This is a genomic window from Bradyrhizobium sp. SZCCHNR1051, assembly GCF_032489615.1.
In the GTDB taxonomy this organism is placed as follows: domain Bacteria; phylum Pseudomonadota; class Alphaproteobacteria; order Rhizobiales; family Xanthobacteraceae; genus Bradyrhizobium.
Genome location: NZ_JAUEYJ010000004.1, coordinates 236,926 through 258,123, shown reverse-complemented (window position 1 = coordinate 258,123; position 21,198 = coordinate 236,926). Strand labels below are relative to the sequence as shown.

Genomic DNA, 21,198 nt, shown 5'->3' with positions numbered 1-21,198 from the left:
CCGGAAAGACCGACAGCGCTGTGACTTCGCCATACTTAATCCTATATGATGCAGCGCTCCGGTATCGATGCCAGTGGGCCGCGGCCGCATTGGTTTTAAGGTTGGGACACCGGAGCGTTGTCCTTTGAGGGAGACCCCGTGCAGACGACCCTGCTCGGCTTGGCGATTGCCTTCATCCTTGCGCTCCTTGCTGCGCTGATCGGCCCGTACTTCGTCGACTGGAACCAGTTCCGGCCGCAGTTCGAGGCCGAGGCGAGCCAGGTCATCGGTGTGCCCGTGCGGGTCGCCGGTGCGCTGGATGCACGGCTGTTACCGACGCCGACCTTAAGGCTGCGCCAGGTCACGTTCGGCGGCGCCAACCACCTCGGCAAGCTGCGCGCCGACAAGCTTGACGTCGAGTTCAGCCTTGGCGATCTGATGCGCGGGGAATGGCGGGCGAACGAACTCACCATCGGCGGCATGGCCGCCGATCTCGGCCTCGATGCCAAGGGCCTGGTCGACCTGCCGGCTGCCTCCGGCCGCTTCAATCTGGCCGCGCTCGCGATCGACCGGTTCAATCTCACCGGCCGCGTCGCCCTGCACGACGCAGCCAGCCGCTCGACGCTGGAGCTGACCGACATCGTCTTCTCCGGCGACGTGCGCTCGCTGGCTGGCTCCCTGCGCGGCGACGGCGCCGTGTCGATCCGCGGCGGCCGCTACCCGTTCCGGGTGTCGTCGAGCCAGGACAAGGACTCCAACGGCCTGCGCGTCCACCTCAACATCGACCCGGGCGAGCGTCCCGTGATGGCCGACATCGAAGGCCTCATCAGCTTTCCCAACCGCTCGCCGAAGTTCGAGGGCGCGCTGACGCTGTCGTCGCCCCCGAAAGAGCAGGGCGCCGACAACGACAAGCCCGCCCAGTCTGCGAAGGAGCCGTCCGCAAAGCAGGTCCAACAGGCCAAGACCCGTCCGCTGAACCAGGCCGGCGCGACGCCTTGGCGCATCGCCACCAAGATCGTCGGCGACCAGGCGACGGCCAAGCTCGACCAGATCGAGGTCAGCTTCGGCCAGGAGGATCGCTCACTGAAATTCGCGGGCAGCGGCGACGTCCGTTTCGGCGCCGCCCCCGTGCTGAAAGCCTCACTGTCCGCACGCCAGCTCGATGCCGACAAGCTCCTGGCCGGCGGTGACGACGTCAAGGACCGGCGGGCGATTGCGCCCGCGCTGGTGCTGCCGGCGCTGCGCAACTGGATTGCACAACTGCCGACCTTGCCGATGCCGGCCAACGTGCAGTTCGCGACCGAGCAGATCATGCTCTCCGGCCGCCCGGTGCAGAACTTCACCGCCGACCTGCACAACGAGCCGTCGGCATGGAGCCTCGAGAAGGTCGATCTGCGCGCGCCCGGTTCGACGCGGCTGACCTTCCGGACCATCGGCATCTCGACCTCGGTGACATCGGGCTTCACCGGCGCGCTCGATCTCGAATCGTCGGAGCCCGATACGCTGGTGGCCTGGCTGCAGGGCCGCAGCGACAGCAGCTACCGCACCCAGCGTCCGCTGCGGCTGCGCGGCGACCTCAACGTGGCGCCGGAGCGGATCGCGATCGACAGCCTCAAGGCCGATATCGACGGCGGCTCCGTCGATGGACGCGTCGCTCTCGTCAACCGGTCGGCCGGGCCGGGCTCGCGTTTCGAAGCGGTGCTGAAGGGCGACCGGCTCGACCTCGACGCGGCGATGGCCGTGACCCGGTCGCTGGTCGGCGTCACCGGCGAGTGGCCCGCCGAGGCCACCGTGGCGCTCGACGTCGGCCGCGCCAAGCTCAGCGGCCAGGAGCTGCGTCCGCTCACCGCGCGCTTTTCCTACGATCCCAAGACCATCGCCATCGACCAGATCAAGTTTGGCCAGAGCGGCGGCGTGACGAGCGAGGGCTCCGGCCGTTTCGATCGCGCCGACGCGACCGGGCGGCTGGTCGTGACCTCGATGGCCGGCTCGCTCAAGGAGATCACGGCGCTGGTGCAGCCGTTCGCGCCGCAGATCGCCGCGCGCTTCGATGCACTCGGCACGCCTGCCGGCGCTGCCCGGTTGAAGCTCACGCTCGATCTCGCCAAGGATCCTGCCAATGCCGACCGCAGCCAGGCCAAGGCGGTGCTCGATCTCGATGCGCCGCAACTCAAGGGCTCGGCGACGCTGACGGCCAAACCGTCGGCGGCGGCGCTGCGCAGCTTCGAGGTCGACGCGATCGATCGAACCGAGCTTGGGATCGAGAGCCGCGTCGCGGCCGAGCAGGGCAATGTCGTGCTGGCGCTGCTCGGGCTCGATCGCGTCGCGGCGGCCGGCAACGGTCCGGCCCAGTTCGACGCCAGCGTGACCGGCAGCTGGCGCACGCCGCTGCGGGTGAATGCGAAGCTGTCCGGCGCCGGGCTCGATGGCGATGCGCAAGGCTCCGTCGATCCCTGGGGGGACACCGCCAAGGCCAACGTCAATCTGCGCCTGCGCAGCGCCAATCTGTCGCCGTTGTTCGGATTGAAGCCGCAGGATCCGGCGGCGCAGAACATCCGCCTGTTCTGCCGTCTCGGTCTTTCCAACAATCGCGTGACGCTCGACGACATCGACAGCACGGTCGGTGGATCGCGGCTGCGCGGCCGGCTCGCCCTGGTGCTCGACGAGGACAAGCAGATCGATGGTGAGCTCGGGCTGGACGCGCTCGACGTGCCGCAAGTGTTCTCGGTGCTGGTCGGCGCAGCCGGGCGTGAGCAGGCCGAGCCTCTCGGCGCAGGTCTCTTGAAGGGATGGCGCGGGCGGGTCTCGTTCCAGGCCCTCAGCGGCGCCATTCTGAACGGCACGGATCTGCGTCCGCTGGGTGGCGCCATCAAGAGCGACGGCCAGTCGCTGACCATCGAGAACGTCAAGGGCAAGCTCGGCGGCGGCGACGTCACCGCGACCGTCGATGCGCGCTCCAACGCGAATGGTCTCGTCCTGAACGGCCGCGTCGAGCTCGCCGGCATCGACGGCAACGCGCTGCGCTATCACAGCCTGAAGATGCCGGCCGGCAAGGTTTCGGCGCAGATGACGCTCGCCGCCGAAGGGCGCAGCGTGCAGGCACTGGTCAACGCGCTCTCGGGCAATGGCACGGTGACGCTCGACAATGCGGCGCTCCCCAATCTCGACCCGCGGGCGTTCGATGCGGCGTTGCGCGCGGCCGACGCAGGCCAGGTGAGCGACGACGGCAAGTTGCGGCAGGTGATCGAGCCGGTGCTGACATCGGGGACGTTGCCGGTCGCGTCTGCTCAGATCCCCTTCATCATCCGCGATGGCAGGCTGCGTGTCGGCGCCACCACGCTCGAAGCGCAGGGCGCCCGCGCCGTCGTGTCCGGTGGCTTCGACATTCCTGCCGACCAGGCCGACATTCGCGCCAGCCTGAGCGCGAACACCGTCGGCAACGCCAACAGCCGTCCCGAGATCCAGCTGTTCGTGATCGGCACGTCCGGGGCGCTGACGCGCGCGGTCGACGTCACCTCGCTGTCGTCGTGGCTCGCGGTGCGTGCGATCGATCGCGAAACGCGGCGTCTGGATGCGATCGCGCGCGGCGAGGTGCCGCCGGCCTATCCGTCGTCCACCGCGTCGCTGCCCGGTCCACCCGAGGCTGGCCCGGCCGCGCCGAGTGCGGCCGACGTGCCGCTGCCCGGGCGTGATCCGCGGCGTGAGCCGCGCGCCAAGCTCGGCGGCCCCCGCGCCGTCGTGCCGCCGCTGACCCAGCCGCTCTCCGCTCCCGCGCCTCAGCCGGCGGCACCGGTGGCATCGAGCCAGCCGCAGGTCGCGCCCTTGCCGCCGCCGGTCGAGATCAAGCCCGCGCCGGGTGCGCTGCCGCCGCGCCCCAGGCCCGTGCCGCGTCCGCCGGTCGTGCTGACGCCGCCGGGCAGTCCATGATGCCGGCTGACGGCGTGCGGGGACCGCGCCGATGATGACGTTGCGACAGGTCGAGGTCATCCGCGCGGTCATGGTGACGGGCACCATCAACGGCGCCGCGCGCCTGCTGAAGGTGTCGGCACCGGGCGTCAGCCGTCTGGTGAAATACACCGAGCGCTCGCTCGGCATCCGTTTCTTCCAGCGCCAGAACGGCCGCTATTTCCCGACCCCCGAGGCGCAGAACATCTTCGAGCAGATCAACAGCGTCTATGAGAAGGTCGACGATCTCAGCTACATCATCTCCAACATCGGCCGCGGCGCGCTCTCGGAGTTGCGCGTCGGCTCGGTGCCCAGCATTTCCCAGGTGATGGTGCCGCGCGCGATCGAGCGCGTCCGCCGCCGCTATCCCGATCTCGGCATCGACATCAACATTCTCAAGATCGAGGAAGCGATCGACTATCTGATGCTGGGCAAGGGCGAGTGCGTGGCGATGAGCTACCGACTCGATCATTCCGGGCTCGAATTCCTGCCGCTGGCCTCAGGCGAATTGTTCTGCATCGTGCCGCCGGGACACGAGCTCGCCGGCCGCAAGCAGGTGTCGGCTGCCGAGATGACGCGCTATCCGCTGATCGGCATCGATCCCAACGACCCCTACGGCCGGATCATGGCGGAGATCTTCGCGCGCAACAAACTCAGCTACAACATCTCGATCAAGGCGCGCTTCGGCACCACGGTCTGCGCGCTGGTGAAGGCCGGGCTCGGCATCGCGGTGATCGACCAGTTCACGGTCGCGCATGGCGGCTATCCCGGCATCGAGTTGATCAAGATTGCCGAGCCCACGCGGTTCGACACCTACATCGCCGTCAAGCGCGGCACGCCGCTGTCGCTCTACGCCGAACACTTCATCGACTGCCTGCGCGCGGAGATGCGCGCGCTGGAGCCCGGCCGACGTCAGGTGGCCAAACCGGCGAAATCCGGCGGCGGCAAAAAATAACATGATGTTAGGTTCAGCCGATATTTGAGTAATTGTGTTAGCGAGCGAACGCGCTATCGTCTGCATCGAAATCCGCGCGTGCGACGCTCGCACGTCACAGCAGCAAGAGACAAAAGCGAACGTGCCCGATCTTTCCGCGCTCAAAGCCCGCAAATTCCTGACCGGCTTGATCGGTGCGCCGATCGCGCATTCGGCGTCTCCCGCGATGCACGAATATGCCGCGGCGGCGCTCGGCATGCGCTGCCATTACCAGCTGATCGAGGTGGCCGGTGCCGATCGCGCGGGTCTGGCGACGCTGCTTGAAGGCGTGCGCCGGCTCGGCTTTGCCGGGGTCAATGTGACCTATCCCTACAAGGAAGCTGTGGTCGAGCTGCTCGACGAACTCGCGCCGAAGGCGGCGGCGATGGGCGCCGTCAATACCGTCGTCGTGCGCGATGGCCGGCTGATCGGCCACAATACCGATACCACCGGCTTCGAGCGGGCAGTGGCGCCGCTGGTCAGCCGGACCGGTCGCGGCGTCGTGGCGCTGATTGGGGCCGGCGGGGTTGGTAAAGCGATTGCGTTCGCGCTTGCGAACCTCGACGTCGCAGGCTTGCACATCTACGACACCGAGCGCGCGCGTGCGGAGAAGCTGGCGAACCTGCTTCCGGGCGGCAAATCCATCACGGTGGCCGATAGCGTCGAAGAGGCGCTGCAGGGGGTGGTGGGCGTCGTCAACGGCACACCGATCGGGATGCTGCCGAACCGCGGTACGCCGGTGCCGGAACACTCGCTGCGCGCCGATCTCTGGGTCGCGGACGCCGTCTATTCGCCGCTGTGGACGCCACTCCTGAAAGCCGCCAAGGCCCGGGGCGCCCACGTCCTGCTCGGCCGCGAGCTCGCGATCTACCAGGCCGCCGACGCGTTCGAGCTGTTCACCGGTCTCGCACCCTCGACCGAGGCGATGGGGGCGGCGTTCGACAACCACATGGCGGAGAGATATCCGGCGGTTGACGCCGCCTGAGCAAACCGGCCAATACGCGCCGGACTAGTCGTTCAAGCAAGAAACGCAAACAAGCGTTTAAAGCAGAGGAGGAAACAACGTGAGATCAATCATCCTGGCTGGCCTGTGCTCGGCCGTGCTGCTGTCCGGAGCCGCCTACGCGCAGTCCGGCGCCCCCATCAAGATCGCCGATGTCGCCGAGCTCTCCGGCGGCGGCGCGACCGTCGGCAACAACTGGAAGAACGGCATCGACCTCGCCGTCGAGGAGGTCAACGCCAAGGGCGGCATCCTCGGCCGCAAGATCGAGGTCAGCCATGCCGACTCGCAGTCGAACCCCGGCGTTGCGCGTGCGCAGGTGCAGAAGGCGCTCGATGGCGAGCCCTACGTGCTGCTCGGGCCCGGCTATTCCGGCTCGGTGAAGGTGACGGCGCCGCTCGCGGCCGAGGCCGGCATCACCCAGATCATGGGCGGCGAAGCGGCCGAGCTCACGCAGGCCGGCAACAAGTTCCTGTTCCGCACCTCGTTCGGCCAGCAATCGTCGATGCCGAAGGTCGCGAAGTACATCAACGATGAGCTGAAGGCGAAGTCGGTCGCGGTGGTCTGGGTCAACAATGATTTCGGCCGCGGCGGTCGCGACGTCATCACCAAGGAGTTCAACCGTCTCGGCATCAAGGTCGCGGCCGACCTCTCGACCGAAGCCGGCCAGGCCGACTTCGCCGCCGACGTCAGCAAGATCAAGGCGGCGGCGCCGGATGCGGTCTTCATCTATGTCAACGAGGAAGAGAGCGCGCGCATCCTCAAGGAGATCAAGCGCCAGGGCGTGACCGCGCCGCTGATCGGCGAGACCACGCTGGTCGGCCAGAAGGTGATCGAGCTCGCCGGCGATGCCGCCAACGGCGCCCGCGGCCATGTCGGTCTCACCACCGACGCACCGATCGAGGCCATCAAGGCGTTCCGCGACCGCTTCGTGAAGAAGTACAACTACGTGCCGGATCACAACGGCCTCAAGGGCTATCTCGCGATCTACATGGTCAAGGCCACGACCGAGAAGATGGGCAAGGTGGATTCCAAGGCCTTCGCCGACACGCTGCACGGCCTGACCATCAAGACCTCGGCTGAGCCGAACGTCCTGATGGACGTGACCTTCGATCAGAACGGCGACATCGATCGCCAGGGCTTCCTGGTCGAGGTGGTCGAAGGCAAGCAGGTCGTGAAGCAGGTGCTACCGAAGCTGAACTGAGGTGGATGGTCGATTGGCGGCGCTGGTGGGGATGCCAGCGCTGCCGTCACCCAAAGGCTAACGGGGAAACCATGTCCAATCTGCTCGACCTGATCGTGGCGGGTCTCGCCACCGGTGCCATCTACGCGCTCGTTGCCGTCGGCTTCACCTTGCTGTGGCAGACCTCGCAGACCATCAACTTCGCCCAGGGCGAGTTCGTGATGCTGCCGGCCTTCCTGATGCTCGCGGTGATGCATCTCGGCGCGCCGTTCTGGCTCGCGGTTCTCGTCGGCATCCTGTTGTCGGCACTGCTGCTCGGTCTCGCCTTCAAGATGTTGCTGGTCGATCCGATGCTGCGGCATGGCGTGCTGCCGCTGGCGATCGCCACCATGGCGCTGGCGGTCGGGATCAAGGAGGCGGTGAAGCAGTTCTTCAGCGCCGAGGCCTCGCCTTTCCCTTCGATCGTGCCGGTAGGTGACGTCACCGTCCTGGGCCGGGCGATTTCGCTGCAGAGCCTCGGCGTGCTCGCAGTCGCGATCCTCGCGGTCGTCGGATTGACCACGCTGTTGAACCGCACCTCGCTCGGCCATCAGATGCAGGCGGCAGCACAGAACCCGACGGTCGCGCGCATCATCGGCGTGCCCGTCGAGCGTATGATCCTCCTGACCTTCCTGATCAATGCCGTGCTGGTCGCGCTGGCCTCGCTGCTGATCACGCCGATCTATCTCGCGAAGTTTTCCAGCGGTGAGGTGCTCGGGCAGGCCGCGTTTATCGCCGCCATTGTCGGCGGCTTCAACCAGGTGCGCGGCGCCATTGCCGGCGGTCTCCTGATCGGCGTCGTCGACAACCTCGCCGCGGCCTACGTCTCCACGCAGTATCGTGCCGCCGTTCCGATGGTTCTGCTGATCCTTGTCATCCTGTTCCGGCCGCAGGGCCTGCTCGGACGCGCCGAGGAGCGTACGGTATGAGCAAGCACAGCAAACTGCTTCTCGTCGCGCTCGGTCTCGTCATCATCGCGGGCCTGATCATCGTCCCGATGAACTTCAACCGCTACGGCCTGTACATCCTGAGCCAGTGGGCCGTGATGACCATCGCCGCGATGGGATTGAACCTCACGCTTGGCTACGCCGGGCAGGTGTCGCTGGCGCAGGGCGCCTTCGTCGGCATTGGCGCCTATGGGGCGGCGATCCTGACCACGCATGGCTGGCCGCTGATTGCCGCGCTCGGCCTCGTCATCGTGATCTGCTTCATCGTCGGTTGGCTCCTCGGCTATCCGGCGCTGCGCGTGCAGCATCACTACCTCGCCTTCGTCACGCTCGCGTTTTCGACGCTGGCGTTCCTCGTGTTCCGTAACGAGAGCTGGCTCACCAACGGGATCTACGGAATCAGCAACATTCCGCGCCCCGAGATCTTCGGCTACCCGACCCGCAAGCCGCTGCCGTTCTACTATCTCTGTCTCGGCTCCCTCGGCCTCGTGACGCTCGCGATGTGGTGGCTGATCCGCTCGCCCTGGGGTCGCGCCTTCATGGCGCTGCGCGAAAATCCGATCCGGGCGCAATCGCTCGGCATCGACACCCGACGCTACACGCTGATGGCGTTCGCGATCGGCTCGGTGCTCGGCGGCATTGCCGGCGTGCTCTATGCGCCGCTGACGCAATATGTCGACCCGGTGCCGTTCAACCTGCAGCTTTCGCTCGACCTCCTGATGATGGTGATCGTCGGCGGCTCGGGCTTCATGCTCGGGCCGTTCCTGGGTGCCATGATCGCGGTGCTGCTGCCGGAGTGGCTGCGCTTCGCCGAGGGCTACTATTTGATGCTCTATGCCGTGGCGGTCATCCTGCTGCTGATCTACTCGCCCACCGGCATCCTCGGCATTCTCGACCGCTATCTCAGCTCACGCCGGACCCAGGCAGCATCCGCGCTGCGGGCCGCGGCTCAATCCAAGCTGGAGGCCGCGCGATGACCGCAGTCCTCGACGTTCGCGACGTGAAGAAGAGCTTTGGCGGCATCACCGCAGTCGATGGCGTCAGCTTCGACGTGCATGAGGGCGAGATCCTCGGTCTCATCGGCCCCAATGGTTGCGGCAAGTCGACCTTGTTCAACTGCATTCTCGGCCAGCTGGTGCCGAGCGCGGGCGAGGTCAGGGTCGACGGCAAGCTCGTCACTGGGCAGCGTCCGGCGGAGCTGAACCGGCTCGGCGTCAGCCGCACGTTTCAGTTGCTGCAGGTGTTCCCGAAACTCTCGGTGCGCGACAATCTAATCCTTGCGGGACAGGAGCATCGCGGCAGCATGCTGTCGCGCCTGTTCGGTCCGTCGGATGCCGGCCTGACCACGACCGCCGATCAGATGATCGGCTTCTTCAAGCTAGAGCACCTCGCCAACGAGCCGGCCGGTGGCTTGTCCTATGGTCAGCAGAAGTTGCTCGATGCCGCGATGGCCTTCATGGGCGGCCCGCGGCTGGTGCTGCTCGACGAGCCTGCAGGCGGCGTCAACCCGACCATGCTGGGCGACCTCAAGGAGCGGCTGATCGCGATCAATCGCGAGCGCCGCGCCACCTTCGTCGTGATCGAGCACAACATGGAGTTCGTGATGTCGCTGTGCTCGCGCGTGATGGTGATGGCGGAAGGCAAGGTGCTTGCGATCGGCAAACCCGACGAGATCAGGGCCAACCCGGCCGTGATCGAAGCCTATCTCGGACACTGAGGGAGCCGGCGATGAGCGATCCCATTCTCGATGTCCAGAACCTCGTCGGCGGCTACGGCAAGATGACGATCCTCAACGGCACCACCTTCTCGGTGCCGGCGGGCTCGATCACCACCGTCATCGGTCCGAACGGCGCCGGCAAGTCGACCGTGTTCAAGGCGATCTTCGGCCTGCTCAAGCTGCGCGAAGGCAAGGTGGTCTTCAAGGGCCGCGACGTCACCGGCTTGAGCCAGCGCGCGCTGCTCGGCGCCGGCATCTGCTACATCCCGCAGGGCCGCAACATCTTCGGCGAGCTGTCGGTGCGTCACAACATCGAGCTTGGCGGCGTCGCCGCTTCGCGCGATCTCGATCTGACCGCCCGCGTCGAGGCGGCGCTCGATGTCTTTCCCGTGCTGCGCAAGAAGGCGGATCGTCAGGCCTCGACCCTGTCGGGCGGCGAGCAGAAGCAGCTCGAGATCGCGCGCGGGCTGCTTCTCGAGCCGCAGCTGGTGCTGATCGACGAGCCCTCGATTGGCCTGTCGCCCTTGATGGTGCAGCAGACCTTCGACATGCTGAAACAATTGCGCGACCGCGGCGTCTCGGTGCTCCTGATCGAGCAGAATGCGCGCTCGGCGCTGGAGATCTCCGACTACGGCATCGTGCTCGAGCTCGGCCGTACCCGCATCATCGACAAGGCCGATCGCGTGCTGGCCGATCCGCGCATCGGCCAGCTGTTCCTGGGCGGCGCGATGGAGGAGACGGCGGCATGAACCAGCGCTCGATCGCAACCGTCTCCATCTCTGGCGCGCTCGACGAGAAGCTCAAGGCGATCGCTGCCGCCGGCTTTGATACGGTCGAGATATTCGAAAACGATCTGGTCGCGTTCGGGATGCGGCCGCGCGAGATCGGGCAGATGTGCCGCGACCTCGGCCTTGCGATCTGCGCCTATCAGCCGTTCCGCGATTTCGAGGGCATGCCGGAGCCGCAGCGCGCGCGCAACTTCATCCGCGCCGAGCGCAAGTTCGACCTGATGCAGGAGCTGGGCACGGATCTGCTGCTGATCTGCAGCAGCGTGTCGCCGGACTCGCTCGGCGGCATCGACCGCGCCGCCGCCGATTTCCACGAGCTCGGCGAGCGCGCCGCGAAGCGTGGCCTGCGTGTCGGCTATGAGGCGCTGGCCTGGGGCCGTCACGTGCATGACTATCGCGATGCCTGGGAGATCGTGCGCCGCGCCGATCACAAAGCCATCGGCGTCATCCTCGACAGTTTCCATGCGCTCGCACCGTCGCTGCCGACCAACGCGATCCGCGCCATTCCGGCCGACAAGATCTTTCTGGTGCAACTCGCCGATGCGCCGAAGCTCGAACTGGATGTGCTGTCCTGGAGCCGGCATTTCCGCAGCTTTCCCGGGCAAGGCGATCTGCCGGTCGGGGCGTTCATGGAGGCGGTCGCCGCGACCGGCTATGCCGGGCCGCTGTCGCTGGAGATCTTCAACGATCAGTTCCGCGCCGGCTCGGCGCCGCGCACCGCGCTCGACGGCATGCGCTCGCTGCTGCTGTTGCAGGATGACCTCGCCGGAAAGATGCCCGCCCAGCCGGAGCCGCGCTTCGAGCCTCGGGTCAGGAGCCACGGCATCGGCTTCGTGGAATTCGCGGTCAGCGAGGACAAAGCGGAGTCTCTGGCGAAACTGTTCGGGCAGCTTGGCTTCCGCAAGACGGGGCGTCATCGCAGCAAGGCGGTGCAGCGCTGGTCCCAGGGCGCAATCGAGCTGGTGATCAACTGCGAGCCGGCCAGCTTTGCGCATTCGCATTACGTCACGCACGGGGCAGGCGTCTGCGCGTTGGCGTTGGACGTCGACAGCGCCGCTCGTGCCATGGCGCGGGCGCAGTCCTTGAAGACGCGCACCTTCACGCAGCCGGTCGGGCCGGGGGAACTGGAAATTCCGGCGATCCACGGCGTCGGCGGCAGCCTGTTGTACTTCCTGGATACGCACGGGCGGCACTGGGACGTCGATTTCGAAGCTGTCGCCAGCGACAAGAGCACCGACCGTCTCGCCGCAGTCGATCACATCGCCCAGTCGATGCCGTATGAAGAGATGCTGTCCTGGCTGCTGTTCTATGCCGGGATCATCGACTTCTCGCGGCTGCCACAGATGGAGATCGCCGACCCCCGAGGCCTCGTGCAGAGCCAGGCGATCGTCAACGGCGATCGCAGCCTGCGCTTCATCCTCAACGGCTCCTCGGCGACGCGCACCTTATCTTCGCGTTTCATCTCCGAGTTCTTCGGTTCCGGCGTCCAGCACATCGCGTTCTCCTGCGACGACATTTTTGCCGCCGTGGCCGAGATGCGCGCCCGCGGCGCCGGCTTCCTCGACATTCCCGATAACTACTACGACGATCTCGAAGCCAAGTATGATCTTGCGCCCGAGACGATCGCAGCGCTCCGTGCCAACGAGATCCTGTACGACCGCGACGGCGACGCCGAGTTCTTCCAGGTCTACACCCATATCTTCGAGGAGCGCTTCTTCTTCGAGATCGTGCAGCGGCGCAACTATCAGGGCTTCGGTGCGGCCAATGCCGCGATCCGGCTGGCCGCGCAAGCGCGCGAGGTGCGGCCGGACGCGATGCCGCGGCTGTAGCTCAGGGCTCGGGCCGGATGCCGGGCAGGCGGACGATCTCCTCGGCGAGATAGTCGATCAGCAGCCGCACGCGCGCGATGCCGGCGCGCTCCGGGACGATCAGCATGTTGAGGGGAGTCGATGGCAGACGGTGGTCGGGCAGGATGACCGTCAGCCTGCCAGCCGCGATGAGATCGTCGACCAGCCACGCATGGCTCCCGCCGATACCGCGCCCGGACAGCACGGCCTCTCGAACCGCGAGTCCGTGATTGGTGCGGAAGCAGCCTCTGAACGGCACCTCATGGCGTTCTTCATCGGGTCCCATGACGACGAGCGACTCGCTGCCCGCGACGTTGGTCATGCGAATGCCGTCATGCCCGATCAGTTCCTGCGGCGTGCGCGGCGTGCCGCGTCTCGCGAGGTAGTCGGGAGAAGCGACCAGCAGCCGGTGCGAGTGGCCGAGCGACCGCAGCTTCAGAGAACTGTCGGTGAGCGGAGCGAGACGCAGCGCGATGTCGACACCCTCCCGCACGAGGTCGATGCGCTCGTCGGTCAAATTGAGATCGATCGCGATGTCCGGATAGAGATCCTGAAACGCGAAGACCAGCCGCGCGACATGCAGGATGCCGAAGGCCGCCGTGCAGGAAATCCGGATGATGCCGCTGGCAGCGCCGCGCGCACCGCGCGCCTCGTCGCCGGCCTGTTCGATAAGCCGCAGGATCTGGACGCAGTTCGTGTAGTAGCGGCTGCCTTCGTCGGTCAGGGTGACGCGCCGGGTGGTGCGGCTGAGCAGCGGCACGCCGATCGCATCCTCCAATTCCTGAAGGTGACGCGAGATGGTGGACTGGCCCAGCCCGAGCTCGCGCGCCACGGCCGACAGGTTGCCGCGCTCGGCGACCCGGACGAAGCTGCGCATGTTGATGAGGCTGATGTCTGATTTATCCATAAAACAGCATAATATTATCGATATACGCCATATAGTGGATAAGTTGGCGCGCGTCTATGTTCCGGCTGTTCCAGCAAAGGATCCAAGCCATGAACGTGCTGCTCGTCTTCGCCCATCCCGAACCCCGCTCGCTGAACGGCGCCCTGCGCGAGGTCGCCGTCGCCGAGCTCAAGGCCCAGGGCCACGAGATCCGGGTCTCAGATCTCTACGCGATGGGCTGGAAGTCGGCCACCGACCGCGCCGACTTCCCGCTCTTGCCGCCGGACGGGCCTCTGAACGTCGCCACCGCGTCTGGCGAGGCCTTCAAGACCCACACCTTGACCGAGGACGTCAGGGCCGAGCAGGACAAGCTGCTCTGGGCCGACGCGGTGGTCCTGCAGTTTCCGCTGTGGTGGTTCACGATGCCGGCGATCCTCAAGGGCTGGGTCGATCGGGTGTATTCCTATGGCTTCACCTATGGCGTCGGCGAGCACAGCGACAAGCGCTGGGGCAACCGCTATGGTGAGGGTGTGTTTGCCGGCAAGCGCGCGATGCTGGTCGTGACCACCGGCGGCTGGGAGGAGCATTATTCGGCGCGCGGCATCAACGGGCCGATCGACGATCTCCTGTTTCCGATCAACCACGGCATCCTGTTCTATCCCGGCTTCGACGTGCTGCCGGCGTTCGTGGCGCACCGGGTCAACCGGCTCGATGATGCCGGCTTTGCCGCGATCGCCGAGCGGCTGCGCGAGCGCATGCGGACGCTGTTCACGGATCAGCCGACCCCGTACCGGCGGCAGAACCACGGCGACTATCTGATCCCGTCGATGCAGCTTCGTCCCGAGCTCGGCGCGCCGGACGCGCGCGGCTTCGCGCTGCATGTCGACGTCGCGCGCTGACGCGGAGGGCGCGGGCTCAGCCCGCGCCCATCGCGACCGCAATGTGGTAGGTCGCGAACGCGGCCGCATAGGCGAGCGCGAACATGTAGAAGAAGGTGACGGCCATCCAGCGCCAGCTGCCGGTTTCTCGGCGGATGACGGCGAGCGTCGAGGCGCATTGCGGGGCGAAAATGTACCAGGCGAGCAGCGCCAGCGCTGTGGCGAGGCTCCATTTGCTGGCCAGCACCTGTCCGATCTGCTCGGCGGCCTCCTTGCCGCCCTCGATCGCATAGACGGTGCCGAGCGCGGCGACTGCGACTTCGCGGGCGGCCATGCCGGGCACCAGCGCCACCGCGATCTGCCAGTTGAAGCCGACCGGCGAGAGCAGAGGGGCGATCGCCTGGCCGATCATCGCCGCGAGGCTGTAATTGATCGCGGGCTCGGTCGCGCCCTCCGGCGGCTGCGGGAACGACGCCAGGAACCAGATCAGCACCATCATCGCGAAGATCGTGGTGCCGGCGCGCTGCAAGAACATCTTGGCGCGGGTGTAGACGCCGATCGCGATGCTGCGCAACCGCGGCATCTTGTAGTCCGGCAGCTCCAGCATGAACGGCGCCGGCTGGTAGTCGCGCATCAGGAAGAACTTCACCAGGAACGACACCAGCAGCGCGCTGATGATCCCGGCGGCGTAGAGCCCGAACATCACCAGGCCCTGCAGGTTGACCAGGCCCCACACCTTGGTCGGCGGGATGAAGGCCGAGATGATCAGCGTATAGACCGGGATCCGCGCCGAGCAGGTCATCAGCGGCGCGATCAGGATCGTGGTGAGCCGGTCGCGGCGGTTATCGATCACGCGCGTCGCCATGATGCCGGGAATGGCGCAGGCAAAGCTCGAGAGCAGCGGGATGAAGGCGCGGCCATGCAGCCCGGCGCCGCCCATGATGCGGTCCATCAGGAATGCGGCGCGCGCCATGTAGCCGAAATCTTCCAAGAGCAGGATGAACAGGAAGATGATGATGATCTGCGGCAGGAACACGATGACGCTGCCGACGCCGGAGATCACGCCGTTCTGCAGGAAGCTCTGCAGCAGGCCTTCGGGAAGCTCGTCGTGAACGAGCTGGCCGAGCGCATCGAAGGCCGCCGACAACACCTGCATCAGCGGCTGGGCCCAGGCGAACACCCCCTGAAACATCACGAACAGGATCGCCAGCAGGATCAGCAGACCGCCGACCGGATGCAGCGCGATGGCATCGATCCGGGCAGTCCAGGTATCGGGCCGCTCGGGCAAGCTGACCGTCTCCGCGATGATACGGTCGGCCTCGCGCTGGGTGGCGCGCAGCTCCGGGACCGTGAGAGGACGCCAGGTGTTGGCGCGCTCTCCGGTGGCCGCGGCCGCCCGGGCGAGGAGCTCGTCGGTCAGCCGCAGCAGGTCGTCGGTGCCGCCCTTCCGCACGGCGATCGACGTCACCACCGGCACGCCCAGCGCTAGCGACAGGGCGGGGACGTCGACCGTGACGCCGCGCCGCTTGGCGATGTCGAACATGTTGAGCACGAGCGCCAGCGGCCGGCCGGTGCTCTTGAGCTCGAGCAGCAGCCGGATCGTCAACCTGAGGTTGGTGGAGTCGGCGACGCACAACACCAGATCGGGCAGGACCTCGCCGGTGGCACGTCCCAGCACGAAATCCCTGGTGATTTCCTCGTCAGGGCTGCGACCGCGCAAGGAATAGGTGCCGGGCAGGTCGACCAGCGAGACCTGGCGGCCCTGCGGGGTGACGAATGCGCCCTCTTTGCGCTCGACCGTGACCCCAGGATAGTTCGCGACCTTCTGGCGGCTTCCCGTCAGCGCGTTGAACAGTGAGGTCTTGCCGCTGTTGGGCGTACCCACCAGGGCCAGATGCAGCAGAGGGCTTTCCATGACGACGCTTTCCGCGCGGCCTATGCCACGATGACGGCCATGGCCTCGCGCCGGCGGACCGCGACGGTGATGTTGTCGACACGCACGGCGATCGGATCGCGCCCGACGATCCCCTCATGCAGAATTTCGACCCGGGCGCCCTCGACGAAGCCCAGTTCGATCAGCCGGCTCTCCAATTCGACGTCCGGCAGGGACGAGCTCGCGCCGCCCGCAGCCAGATGCTGGATTGTTCCGGTATAGCCTCGCCGGGCGAGACCGAGCGGCTGAGGCGGCCTTGTATCGCAGATTTCGCTCATAGCCTGTATTTTCAATCGCGTGCCAAGAGGTCAAGCGCGGCATGTTAAATGCCGCTGCATCTTAGAGCGATTTTAAACAGGCCGGGCGGACCGCCGTCTGATCTGCCTCAAGGAGCCGCGGCGGCTGCCGTGTGCCGGGCGTCCACCGCCGTCTTCGGCTCGAGGCCGGAAGAAGCTGCGGCGCGGCTCTTGAAGTGGTCGAGCACGAACAGCCGGATCGCCGAGGACAGGTTGCCCTGCTGGCGATTGTTGTCGATCTCTCCGACCAGCTCGGACAGGGTCATGTTACGGAGACCCGAAATCTCCTTCATGCCGTTCCAGAAGGCCTCTTCGAGGCTGACGCTGGTCTTGTGGCCAGCAACCACGATTGAACGTTTTACGACGGGCGACTTCATCACGCGTCCTCGCCATTGATACGATGTTGATCGAGTAATTCGTTCGCGCGCTTGTCGCGTTGCGCGTCATTTGCGCGTTCGGACTTCGTCCTGCCGAAGCGAGCGCGGTTGCTTTCGGCGACCTTCGCTGCTTCATCGCGCTCCACGCGCTTTCTGGAACGTTTCAAGTTGATGACATCACCCATGCTTGCTCCAATCATCTAAGCCATCGAACGTCGTGACGAGAGCATGCGCATTGCGCGGATGAGCCCAGGCGTTCTCCAGACAATCACGTCATCGCTCCCTGATAGTTCGAGGGCCAGTCGCGTCGTTGCGAGCGGGATTTGTTTACTCACCAAACGCAGCAGAACTTGTAGTCGAGAGTATCCTTTAGGGGTTAACGGCGAGAATTGCATCACCCCCCGTAGTACTACGGGACTACCGTCAGGGTCGTCCGGGCCTCGTCATCTTCTCGGGTTGCACGAGGCGGTCGAATTCGTCCTCAGACACGAAACCGAGCCTTAAAGCTTCATCTTTCAGCGTCGTGCCGTGCTGATGCGCTGATTTGGCGACCTTGGCCGCATTGTCGTAGCCGATCTTCGGCGCAAGCGCCGTCACCAGCATCAGCGAGCGCTGCATCAGCTCTCGAATCCGATTCTCGTCGGCGCGAATTCCCGTCACGCAATGTTCGCTGAATGAACGAGCTGAATCACCTAGTAATTGTACGGACTGCATCATGCAATGTGCGAGCAATGGCTTGTAGACGTTCAGTTCGAAATGCCCCTGGCTGCCGGCCATGGTGATCGCCGTGTGATTGCCGAACACCTGGCAGCACACCATCGTGAGTGCTTCGCACTGCGTCGGATTCACCTTGCCCGGCATGATCGAGGAGCCGGGCTCGTTCTCCGGCAGGATCAATTCCCCCAATCCCGAGCGGGGGCCCGATCCGAGAAAGCGGATGTCGTTCGCGATCTTGAACAGGCCGGTGGCCGCCGCGTTGAGCGCGCCATGTACGTACACATAGGCGTCGTTGGACGCGAGCGCTTCGAATTTGTTGGCGGCGCTGGTGAAGGGCCAGCCGGTGATGTCGGCAACATGCTTGGCGAACAGCTTCGCGAATTTCGGATCCGCGTTCAGGCCGGTGCCCACGGCGGTGCCGCCTTGGGCCAGCGGCAAGAGATCTCGCGCCGCCGTCTCGATTCTTGCGATCGCGCTCTCGACCTGCGCGGCGTAGCCGGAGAACTCCTGGCCAAGCGTGAGCGGCGTGGCGTCCTGGGTGTGGGTGCGGCCGATCTTGACGATGTCCGCGAACGCGTCCTGCTTGGCGCGCAACGCCGCCAGCAGCTCCGACAGCGCCGGCACCAGATGGCCCGAGATCGCCCGTGCCGCGGCGATGTGCATCGCGGTGGGGAAGGAGTCGTTGGACGACTGGCTCATGTTGACGTGATCGTTCGGATGTACGGGCTTCTTGGTCCCGCGTTCGCCCCCGAGCAGTTCGCTGGCGCGATTGGCGATCACCTCGTTGAGGTTCATGTTGCTCTGGGTGCCCGAGCCGGTCTGCCAGACGACCAGCGGAAAGTGGTCGTCGAGCTTGCCGTCGATGACCTCCTGCGCCGCTTGGACGATGGCGTCCGCCATGCGCGGCTCGAGCAGTCCGAGCTCGCGATTGGTCTGCGCCGCGGCCATCTTCACGAGCGCGAGCGCGCGCACGATGCCGATTGGCATGCGGTCGTGGCCGATGCGGAAATTCTGCCGGCTGCGCTCGGTCTGCGCGCCCCAATAGCGGTCGGCGGCGACCTCGATCGGGCCGAAGCTGTCGGTCTCCGTGCGCGTCGATCCGTGCGATGATGAACTAGCTGAATGTGCCATGAAGCATGCCCGTCATTGGTTGCGAACCGGCGTCGACCGGTTCGAGCATGCTTCAATCTAGTGATCCGACCGTCGTTCCGCGCGGGGCGAATGCGCCTACTTCTTGCGGAAACGGTCCAGACGCACGACTTCGGCGCCTTCTCCTGGCGTGGCCGGCGGCAGCGGCTTGTCGTCGCCGGCTTCGGCCGGCGTCGCAGGCAACGGACCGGCAATGGCCGATGGCGCCGGCGCGGCCGGCAGTTTCGGCGCGGCCGGCGTCTCGGCAATCGCCTCCGACGGCTCGAACTGCAGTCCGAATTGTACGGACGGATCGAAGAAGCTCTTGATGGCGTGGAACGGCACCACGAGGCGCTCAGGGATGCCGCCGAACGACAGGCCGACTTCGAACCGATCCTCCGAAACCACCAGATCCCAGAACTGGTGTTGCAGGATGATCGTCATCTCCTCCGGATATTGCGCCAGCAGCCGCGGCGACAGCTTCACGCCCTCGGCCTTGGACACGAATGTGATGAAGAAATGATGCTCGCCTGGGAGTCCATGGGCGGCAGCGTCGCTCAGCACCCGGCGCAGCACCCCGCGCAACGCGTCGCGCGCCAGCACATCGTATCGAATATGATCCGTCGCCATGATCGGTCCTGTGTCGTGTAGGGCTGCGCCCGACGCTTCGGGCGGCCGCGCCCGGCAAGGCAGCAGCATTCCCGACTCGCGTCAATCACATCGTACCCGGCATCGGCGCTGAGGTCAGCAGCCATGCCGGTCGATCGCCAGATATGGGAACGGGTAGAAGCTGGCGGAAGTCCGGTCAACGAAGGAATGAATCGAAGCCGCGCCAAAAAGCTGGGGACAGCACGGCCCTGAAGCGGAGATGGGTTAAAGCGGAGACAGGTTAAAGCGGAGGAACGTGAAAGTGGAGGCTTCTGTTGCCAGGTGCCTCCGAACCCCGCCTAACGGAGCTTAACCCGTTAGGACTTTAAGGTGGTCTTTCAAACTGCGTTACGCAGCCTGAGCAACCGGAGCAAAGTTGTCGTTGGCAACTATTGCAGTAGCCCGATAACGGCGGAACAATACCGGGAAAAAGCTCGCCCTTTACGCCCTCGTCGATCCTATTTCGCCCCCGCCAAAACCCATCTGTCGATGGGCTTTGGTGGAGGCGCCGGGTACCGCCCCCGGGTCCGAATGGTTTATTTCGACGGCGATTTATTTCCATAGCCGGCAAGCCGGCAGGTTCTATATAGGCCCCCGGCCGGCGGATGCACAGGGCCGAAACGCCGCGGCACGCGACAAAAATGTGGGCGGCTGCCGGGAACCCTCTGGTTCAACCTTGGCATTCTGGTTTTTGTCCTCCTACAGTGCGGCATGCCTTCCGAAGTTGCGCTGGTTGCCTCTCCCGCGGCCGACATCGCCAAACACCCGCCCAACCTTCGCACGCTCTTCTTCGCATTCGCGAAAATGTCGCTGTCGGGCTTTGGGGGCGTGCTGGTGTTCGCCAGGCGTGCAATCGTCGATGAGCATCGCTGGATGACGGCGGAGGAGTTCAACGCGACCTTCGCGCTCTGCCATTTCCTGCCCGGACCCAACATCGTGAATTTCTCCGTGGTGTTCGGCGCGCGGTTGCGCGGTGTCCCCGGCGCGCTCGCTGCCTTTGCCGGCCTGCTCGGGCCCCCGGTGCTGCTGATCACCTCTCTCGGCGCCATCTACGGTCATTTTGGACAAGCCGACACGTGGCGACGGGGGCTTGCTGGCGTGTCCTGCGTGGCCGTGGGCCTGCTGGCGTCGGTGGTGTTTCGCATGATCTCGCCGCTCCTGAAGAAGAGCGACCTGGCGGGCCTCGTCGTCGTGGCCGGCGTGTTCGTGGCGATCGGGTTGGCGCGCCTGCCACTTCAGGAGGTTCTGCTGGTGGCCGTGCCGCTCAGCCTAGCCGTCACCTATGCCAAGACGCGGTGGGCACGATGAGCGGGGACGACAATCCGCTGTTCCAGCTGTTCTGGACCTTTGCGTTGATCTCGCTGTTTGCGGTTGGCGGAGCAGTGGCGGCGATTCCCGAACTGCAACGTGTTGCAGTCGAGGCCCGGCACTGGATGACGGACAAACAGTTCGCCGATCTGTTCGCACTCTCGCAATTGTCGCCCGGGCCCAACGTTCTGATCGTCACCCTGATCGGCTATTCGGTCGCAGGCGTGGCAGGTGCGGCGGTCGCGACGATCGCGATGTGCGGTCCCACCGCCGTGCTCTCCTATTTTGTCAGCCGCTGGCTCTCGAATGCGCGGGATGCGCGCTGGCCCGCCATGCTGCAGGCGACGCTGGTGCCGCTGTCGATCGGCTTGATGGCGGCGAGCGCATGGATTCTCGGTCAGGCTTCCGACCAGACGTGGCGGGCGTTCGCGCTGACGGTCCTTGCCGCAGTCGTTGCATCTATGACGCGACTCAATCCGCTCTGGCTGCTCGCCGCGGGCGGCTGTCTTGGTTTTGCTGGCCTTCTCTAGGGAAAGTCGCTAGGCAAAATAGAAGCGCGACCGGTTTGCTCCGGGCCGCCGAACGAAAACAGTGCCGGCCATCAAGGCC

19 protein-coding genes and 1 other RNA gene are annotated in these 21,198 nt (G+C 65.7%); 12 read left to right on the top strand and 8 right to left on the bottom strand.

Translation table 11 applies throughout. The features are described from left to right. The first annotated feature begins 138 nt into the window (after positions 1–138). From QW868_RS06590 to QW868_RS06550, 9 genes are all read left to right on the top strand, one after another. The gene (locus tag QW868_RS06590) at positions 139–3,906 is read left to right on the top strand and encodes an AsmA-like C-terminal region-containing protein (protein ID WP_316230167.1); all 3,768 of its coding nucleotides are present in this window, start codon (positions 139–141) and stop codon (positions 3,904–3,906) included. A 31-nt stretch (positions 3,907–3,937) separates the two neighbouring features. Next, the gene (locus QW868_RS06585) at positions 3,938–4,879 is read left to right on the top strand and encodes a LysR family transcriptional regulator (protein ID WP_315713383.1); all 942 of its coding nucleotides are present in this window, start codon (positions 3,938–3,940) and stop codon (positions 4,877–4,879) included. 121 nt (positions 4,880–5,000) lie between these two features. Continuing rightward, positions 5,001–5,882 carry a shikimate dehydrogenase gene (locus tag QW868_RS06580; protein WP_316230208.1) on the top strand — a complete coding sequence of 294 codons (882 nt, stop codon included), beginning with the start codon at positions 5,001–5,003 and terminating at the stop codon, positions 5,880–5,882. Between the two features lie 79 nt (positions 5,883–5,961). After that, positions 5,962–7,101 carry an ABC transporter substrate-binding protein gene (locus tag QW868_RS06575; RefSeq protein WP_316230166.1) on the top strand — a complete coding sequence of 380 codons (1,140 nt, stop codon included), beginning with the start codon at positions 5,962–5,964 and terminating at the stop codon, positions 7,099–7,101. A gap of 71 nt (positions 7,102–7,172) precedes the next feature. After that, positions 7,173–8,048 carry a branched-chain amino acid ABC transporter permease gene (locus tag QW868_RS06570; RefSeq protein ID WP_315755128.1) on the top strand — a complete coding sequence of 292 codons (876 nt, stop codon included), beginning with the start codon at positions 7,173–7,175 and terminating at the stop codon, positions 8,046–8,048. Next, complete coding sequence (locus QW868_RS06565) at positions 8,045–9,043, top strand: branched-chain amino acid ABC transporter permease (RefSeq protein ID WP_316230165.1); 999 nt, start codon at positions 8,045–8,047, stop codon at positions 9,041–9,043. The genes QW868_RS06570 and QW868_RS06565 overlap by 4 nt, the downstream gene beginning before the upstream one ends. Beyond that, the gene (locus QW868_RS06560) at positions 9,040–9,783 is read left to right on the top strand and encodes an ABC transporter ATP-binding protein (protein WP_316178636.1); all 744 of its coding nucleotides are present in this window, start codon (positions 9,040–9,042) and stop codon (positions 9,781–9,783) included. Before QW868_RS06565 ends, QW868_RS06560 begins: the two co-directional genes overlap by 4 nt. A gap of 11 nt (positions 9,784–9,794) precedes the next feature. Continuing rightward, positions 9,795–10,532, top strand: a complete 738-nt coding sequence (locus tag QW868_RS06555) for an ABC transporter ATP-binding protein (protein ID WP_315778722.1) — start codon at positions 9,795–9,797, stop codon at positions 10,530–10,532. Continuing rightward, a complete protein-coding gene (locus QW868_RS06550) occupies positions 10,529–12,400 on the top strand; it encodes a bifunctional sugar phosphate isomerase/epimerase/4-hydroxyphenylpyruvate dioxygenase family protein (protein WP_316230164.1) in 1,872 nt (623 codons plus the stop codon). Before QW868_RS06555 ends, QW868_RS06550 begins: the two co-directional genes overlap by 4 nt. A gap of 1 nt (position 12,401) precedes the next feature. Here QW868_RS06550 and QW868_RS06545 read toward each other — a convergent pair whose 3' ends face one another. Beyond that, positions 12,402–13,325: a LysR family transcriptional regulator gene (locus QW868_RS06545; RefSeq protein ID WP_316178641.1), complete on the bottom strand. Its 924-nt coding sequence runs from the start codon at positions 13,323–13,325 to the stop codon at positions 12,402–12,404. Positions 13,326–13,414: 89 nt separating this feature from the next. On the opposite strand from QW868_RS06545, the gene QW868_RS06540 reads away from it, so the two are divergent. Beyond that, positions 13,415–14,203 (top strand): NAD(P)H-dependent oxidoreductase, encoded by a 789-nt coding sequence (locus tag QW868_RS06540; RefSeq protein ID WP_315736860.1) that lies wholly within the window; start codon positions 13,415–13,417, stop codon positions 14,201–14,203. Between the two features lie 16 nt (positions 14,204–14,219). Here QW868_RS06540 and feoB read toward each other — a convergent pair whose 3' ends face one another. The 7 genes from feoB to ssrA all read right to left on the bottom strand — a co-directional run bounded on the left by feoB (position 14,220) and on the right by ssrA (position 19,897). Continuing rightward, a complete protein-coding gene (feoB, locus tag QW868_RS06535; protein WP_315736861.1) occupies positions 14,220–16,097 on the bottom strand; it encodes a ferrous iron transport protein B in 1,878 nt (625 codons plus the stop codon). Positions 16,098–16,117: 20 nt separating this feature from the next. Then, on the bottom strand, positions 16,118–16,393 hold the full coding sequence (locus tag QW868_RS06530) for a ferrous iron transport protein A (protein ID WP_315713372.1): 276 nt from the start codon (positions 16,391–16,393) through the stop codon (positions 16,118–16,120). 107 nt (positions 16,394–16,500) lie between these two features. Continuing rightward, positions 16,501–16,788, bottom strand: coding sequence for a ribbon-helix-helix domain-containing protein (locus QW868_RS06525; RefSeq protein WP_316230163.1), 288 nt, complete (start codon positions 16,786–16,788; stop codon positions 16,501–16,503). Further along, positions 16,788–16,973 (bottom strand): DUF4169 family protein, encoded by a 186-nt coding sequence (locus tag QW868_RS06520; protein ID WP_316230162.1) that lies wholly within the window; start codon positions 16,971–16,973, stop codon positions 16,788–16,790. The genes QW868_RS06525 and QW868_RS06520 overlap by 1 nt, the downstream gene beginning before the upstream one ends. 238 nt (positions 16,974–17,211) lie before the next feature. Beyond that, positions 17,212–18,636, bottom strand: coding sequence for a class II fumarate hydratase (gene fumC, locus QW868_RS06515; protein WP_316230161.1), 1,425 nt, complete (start codon positions 18,634–18,636; stop codon positions 17,212–17,214). Between the two features lie 96 nt (positions 18,637–18,732). Continuing rightward, the gene (locus QW868_RS06510; protein ID WP_315778714.1) at positions 18,733–19,263 is read right to left on the bottom strand and encodes an SspB family protein; all 531 of its coding nucleotides are present in this window, start codon (positions 19,261–19,263) and stop codon (positions 18,733–18,735) included. A gap of 279 nt (positions 19,264–19,542) precedes the next feature. Continuing rightward, positions 19,543–19,897: a transfer-messenger RNA gene (gene ssrA / locus QW868_RS06505) on the bottom strand. A gap of 95 nt (positions 19,898–19,992) precedes the next feature. On the opposite strand from ssrA, the gene QW868_RS06500 reads away from it, so the two are divergent. Both QW868_RS06500 and QW868_RS06495 read left to right on the top strand, forming a co-directional pair. Beyond that, the gene (locus QW868_RS06500) at positions 19,993–20,589 is read left to right on the top strand and encodes a chromate transporter (RefSeq protein WP_315811304.1); all 597 of its coding nucleotides are present in this window, start codon (positions 19,993–19,995) and stop codon (positions 20,587–20,589) included. After that, on the top strand, positions 20,586–21,119 hold the full coding sequence (locus tag QW868_RS06495) for a chromate transporter (RefSeq protein WP_315713367.1): 534 nt from the start codon (positions 20,586–20,588) through the stop codon (positions 21,117–21,119). Before QW868_RS06500 ends, QW868_RS06495 begins: the two co-directional genes overlap by 4 nt. Positions 21,120–21,198 lie beyond the last annotated feature (79 nt).

What these genes read in the sequence shown, in the direction of transcription:
- QW868_RS06585 (WP_315713383.1), top strand. Translation starts at nt 3,938, where the DNA reads ATGATGACGTTGCGACAGGTCGAGGTCATCCGCGCGGTCATGGTGACG.
- QW868_RS06570 (WP_315755128.1), top strand. Translation starts at nt 7,173, where the DNA reads ATGTCCAATCTGCTCGACCTGATCGTGGCGGGTCTCGCCACCGGTGCC.
- QW868_RS06565 (WP_316230165.1), top strand. Translation starts at nt 8,045, where the DNA reads ATGAGCAAGCACAGCAAACTGCTTCTCGTCGCGCTCGGTCTCGTCATC.
- QW868_RS06560 (WP_316178636.1), top strand. Translation starts at nt 9,040, where the DNA reads ATGACCGCAGTCCTCGACGTTCGCGACGTGAAGAAGAGCTTTGGCGGC.
- QW868_RS06555 (WP_315778722.1), top strand. Translation starts at nt 9,795, where the DNA reads ATGAGCGATCCCATTCTCGATGTCCAGAACCTCGTCGGCGGCTACGGC.
- QW868_RS06550 (WP_316230164.1), top strand. Translation starts at nt 10,529, where the DNA reads ATGAACCAGCGCTCGATCGCAACCGTCTCCATCTCTGGCGCGCTCGAC.
- QW868_RS06545 (WP_316178641.1), bottom strand. Translation starts at nt 13,325, where the DNA reads ATGGATAAATCAGACATCAGCCTCATCAACATGCGCAGCTTCGTCCGG.
- QW868_RS06540 (WP_315736860.1), top strand. Translation starts at nt 13,415, where the DNA reads ATGAACGTGCTGCTCGTCTTCGCCCATCCCGAACCCCGCTCGCTGAAC.
- feoB (WP_315736861.1), bottom strand. Translation starts at nt 16,097, where the DNA reads ATGGAAAGCCCTCTGCTGCATCTGGCCCTGGTGGGTACGCCCAACAGC.
- QW868_RS06530 (WP_315713372.1), bottom strand. Translation starts at nt 16,393, where the DNA reads ATGAGCGAAATCTGCGATACAAGGCCGCCTCAGCCGCTCGGTCTCGCC.
- QW868_RS06525 (WP_316230163.1), bottom strand. Translation starts at nt 16,788, where the DNA reads ATGAAGTCGCCCGTCGTAAAACGTTCAATCGTGGTTGCTGGCCACAAG.
- QW868_RS06520 (WP_316230162.1), bottom strand. Translation starts at nt 16,973, where the DNA reads ATGGGTGATGTCATCAACTTGAAACGTTCCAGAAAGCGCGTGGAGCGC.
- fumC (WP_316230161.1), bottom strand. Translation starts at nt 18,636, where the DNA reads ATGGCACATTCAGCTAGTTCATCATCGCACGGATCGACGCGCACGGAG.
- QW868_RS06510 (WP_315778714.1), bottom strand. Translation starts at nt 19,263, where the DNA reads ATGGCGACGGATCATATTCGATACGATGTGCTGGCGCGCGACGCGTTG.
- QW868_RS06500 (WP_315811304.1), top strand. Translation starts at nt 19,993, where the DNA reads ATGCCTTCCGAAGTTGCGCTGGTTGCCTCTCCCGCGGCCGACATCGCC.
- QW868_RS06495 (WP_315713367.1), top strand. Translation starts at nt 20,586, where the DNA reads ATGAGCGGGGACGACAATCCGCTGTTCCAGCTGTTCTGGACCTTTGCG.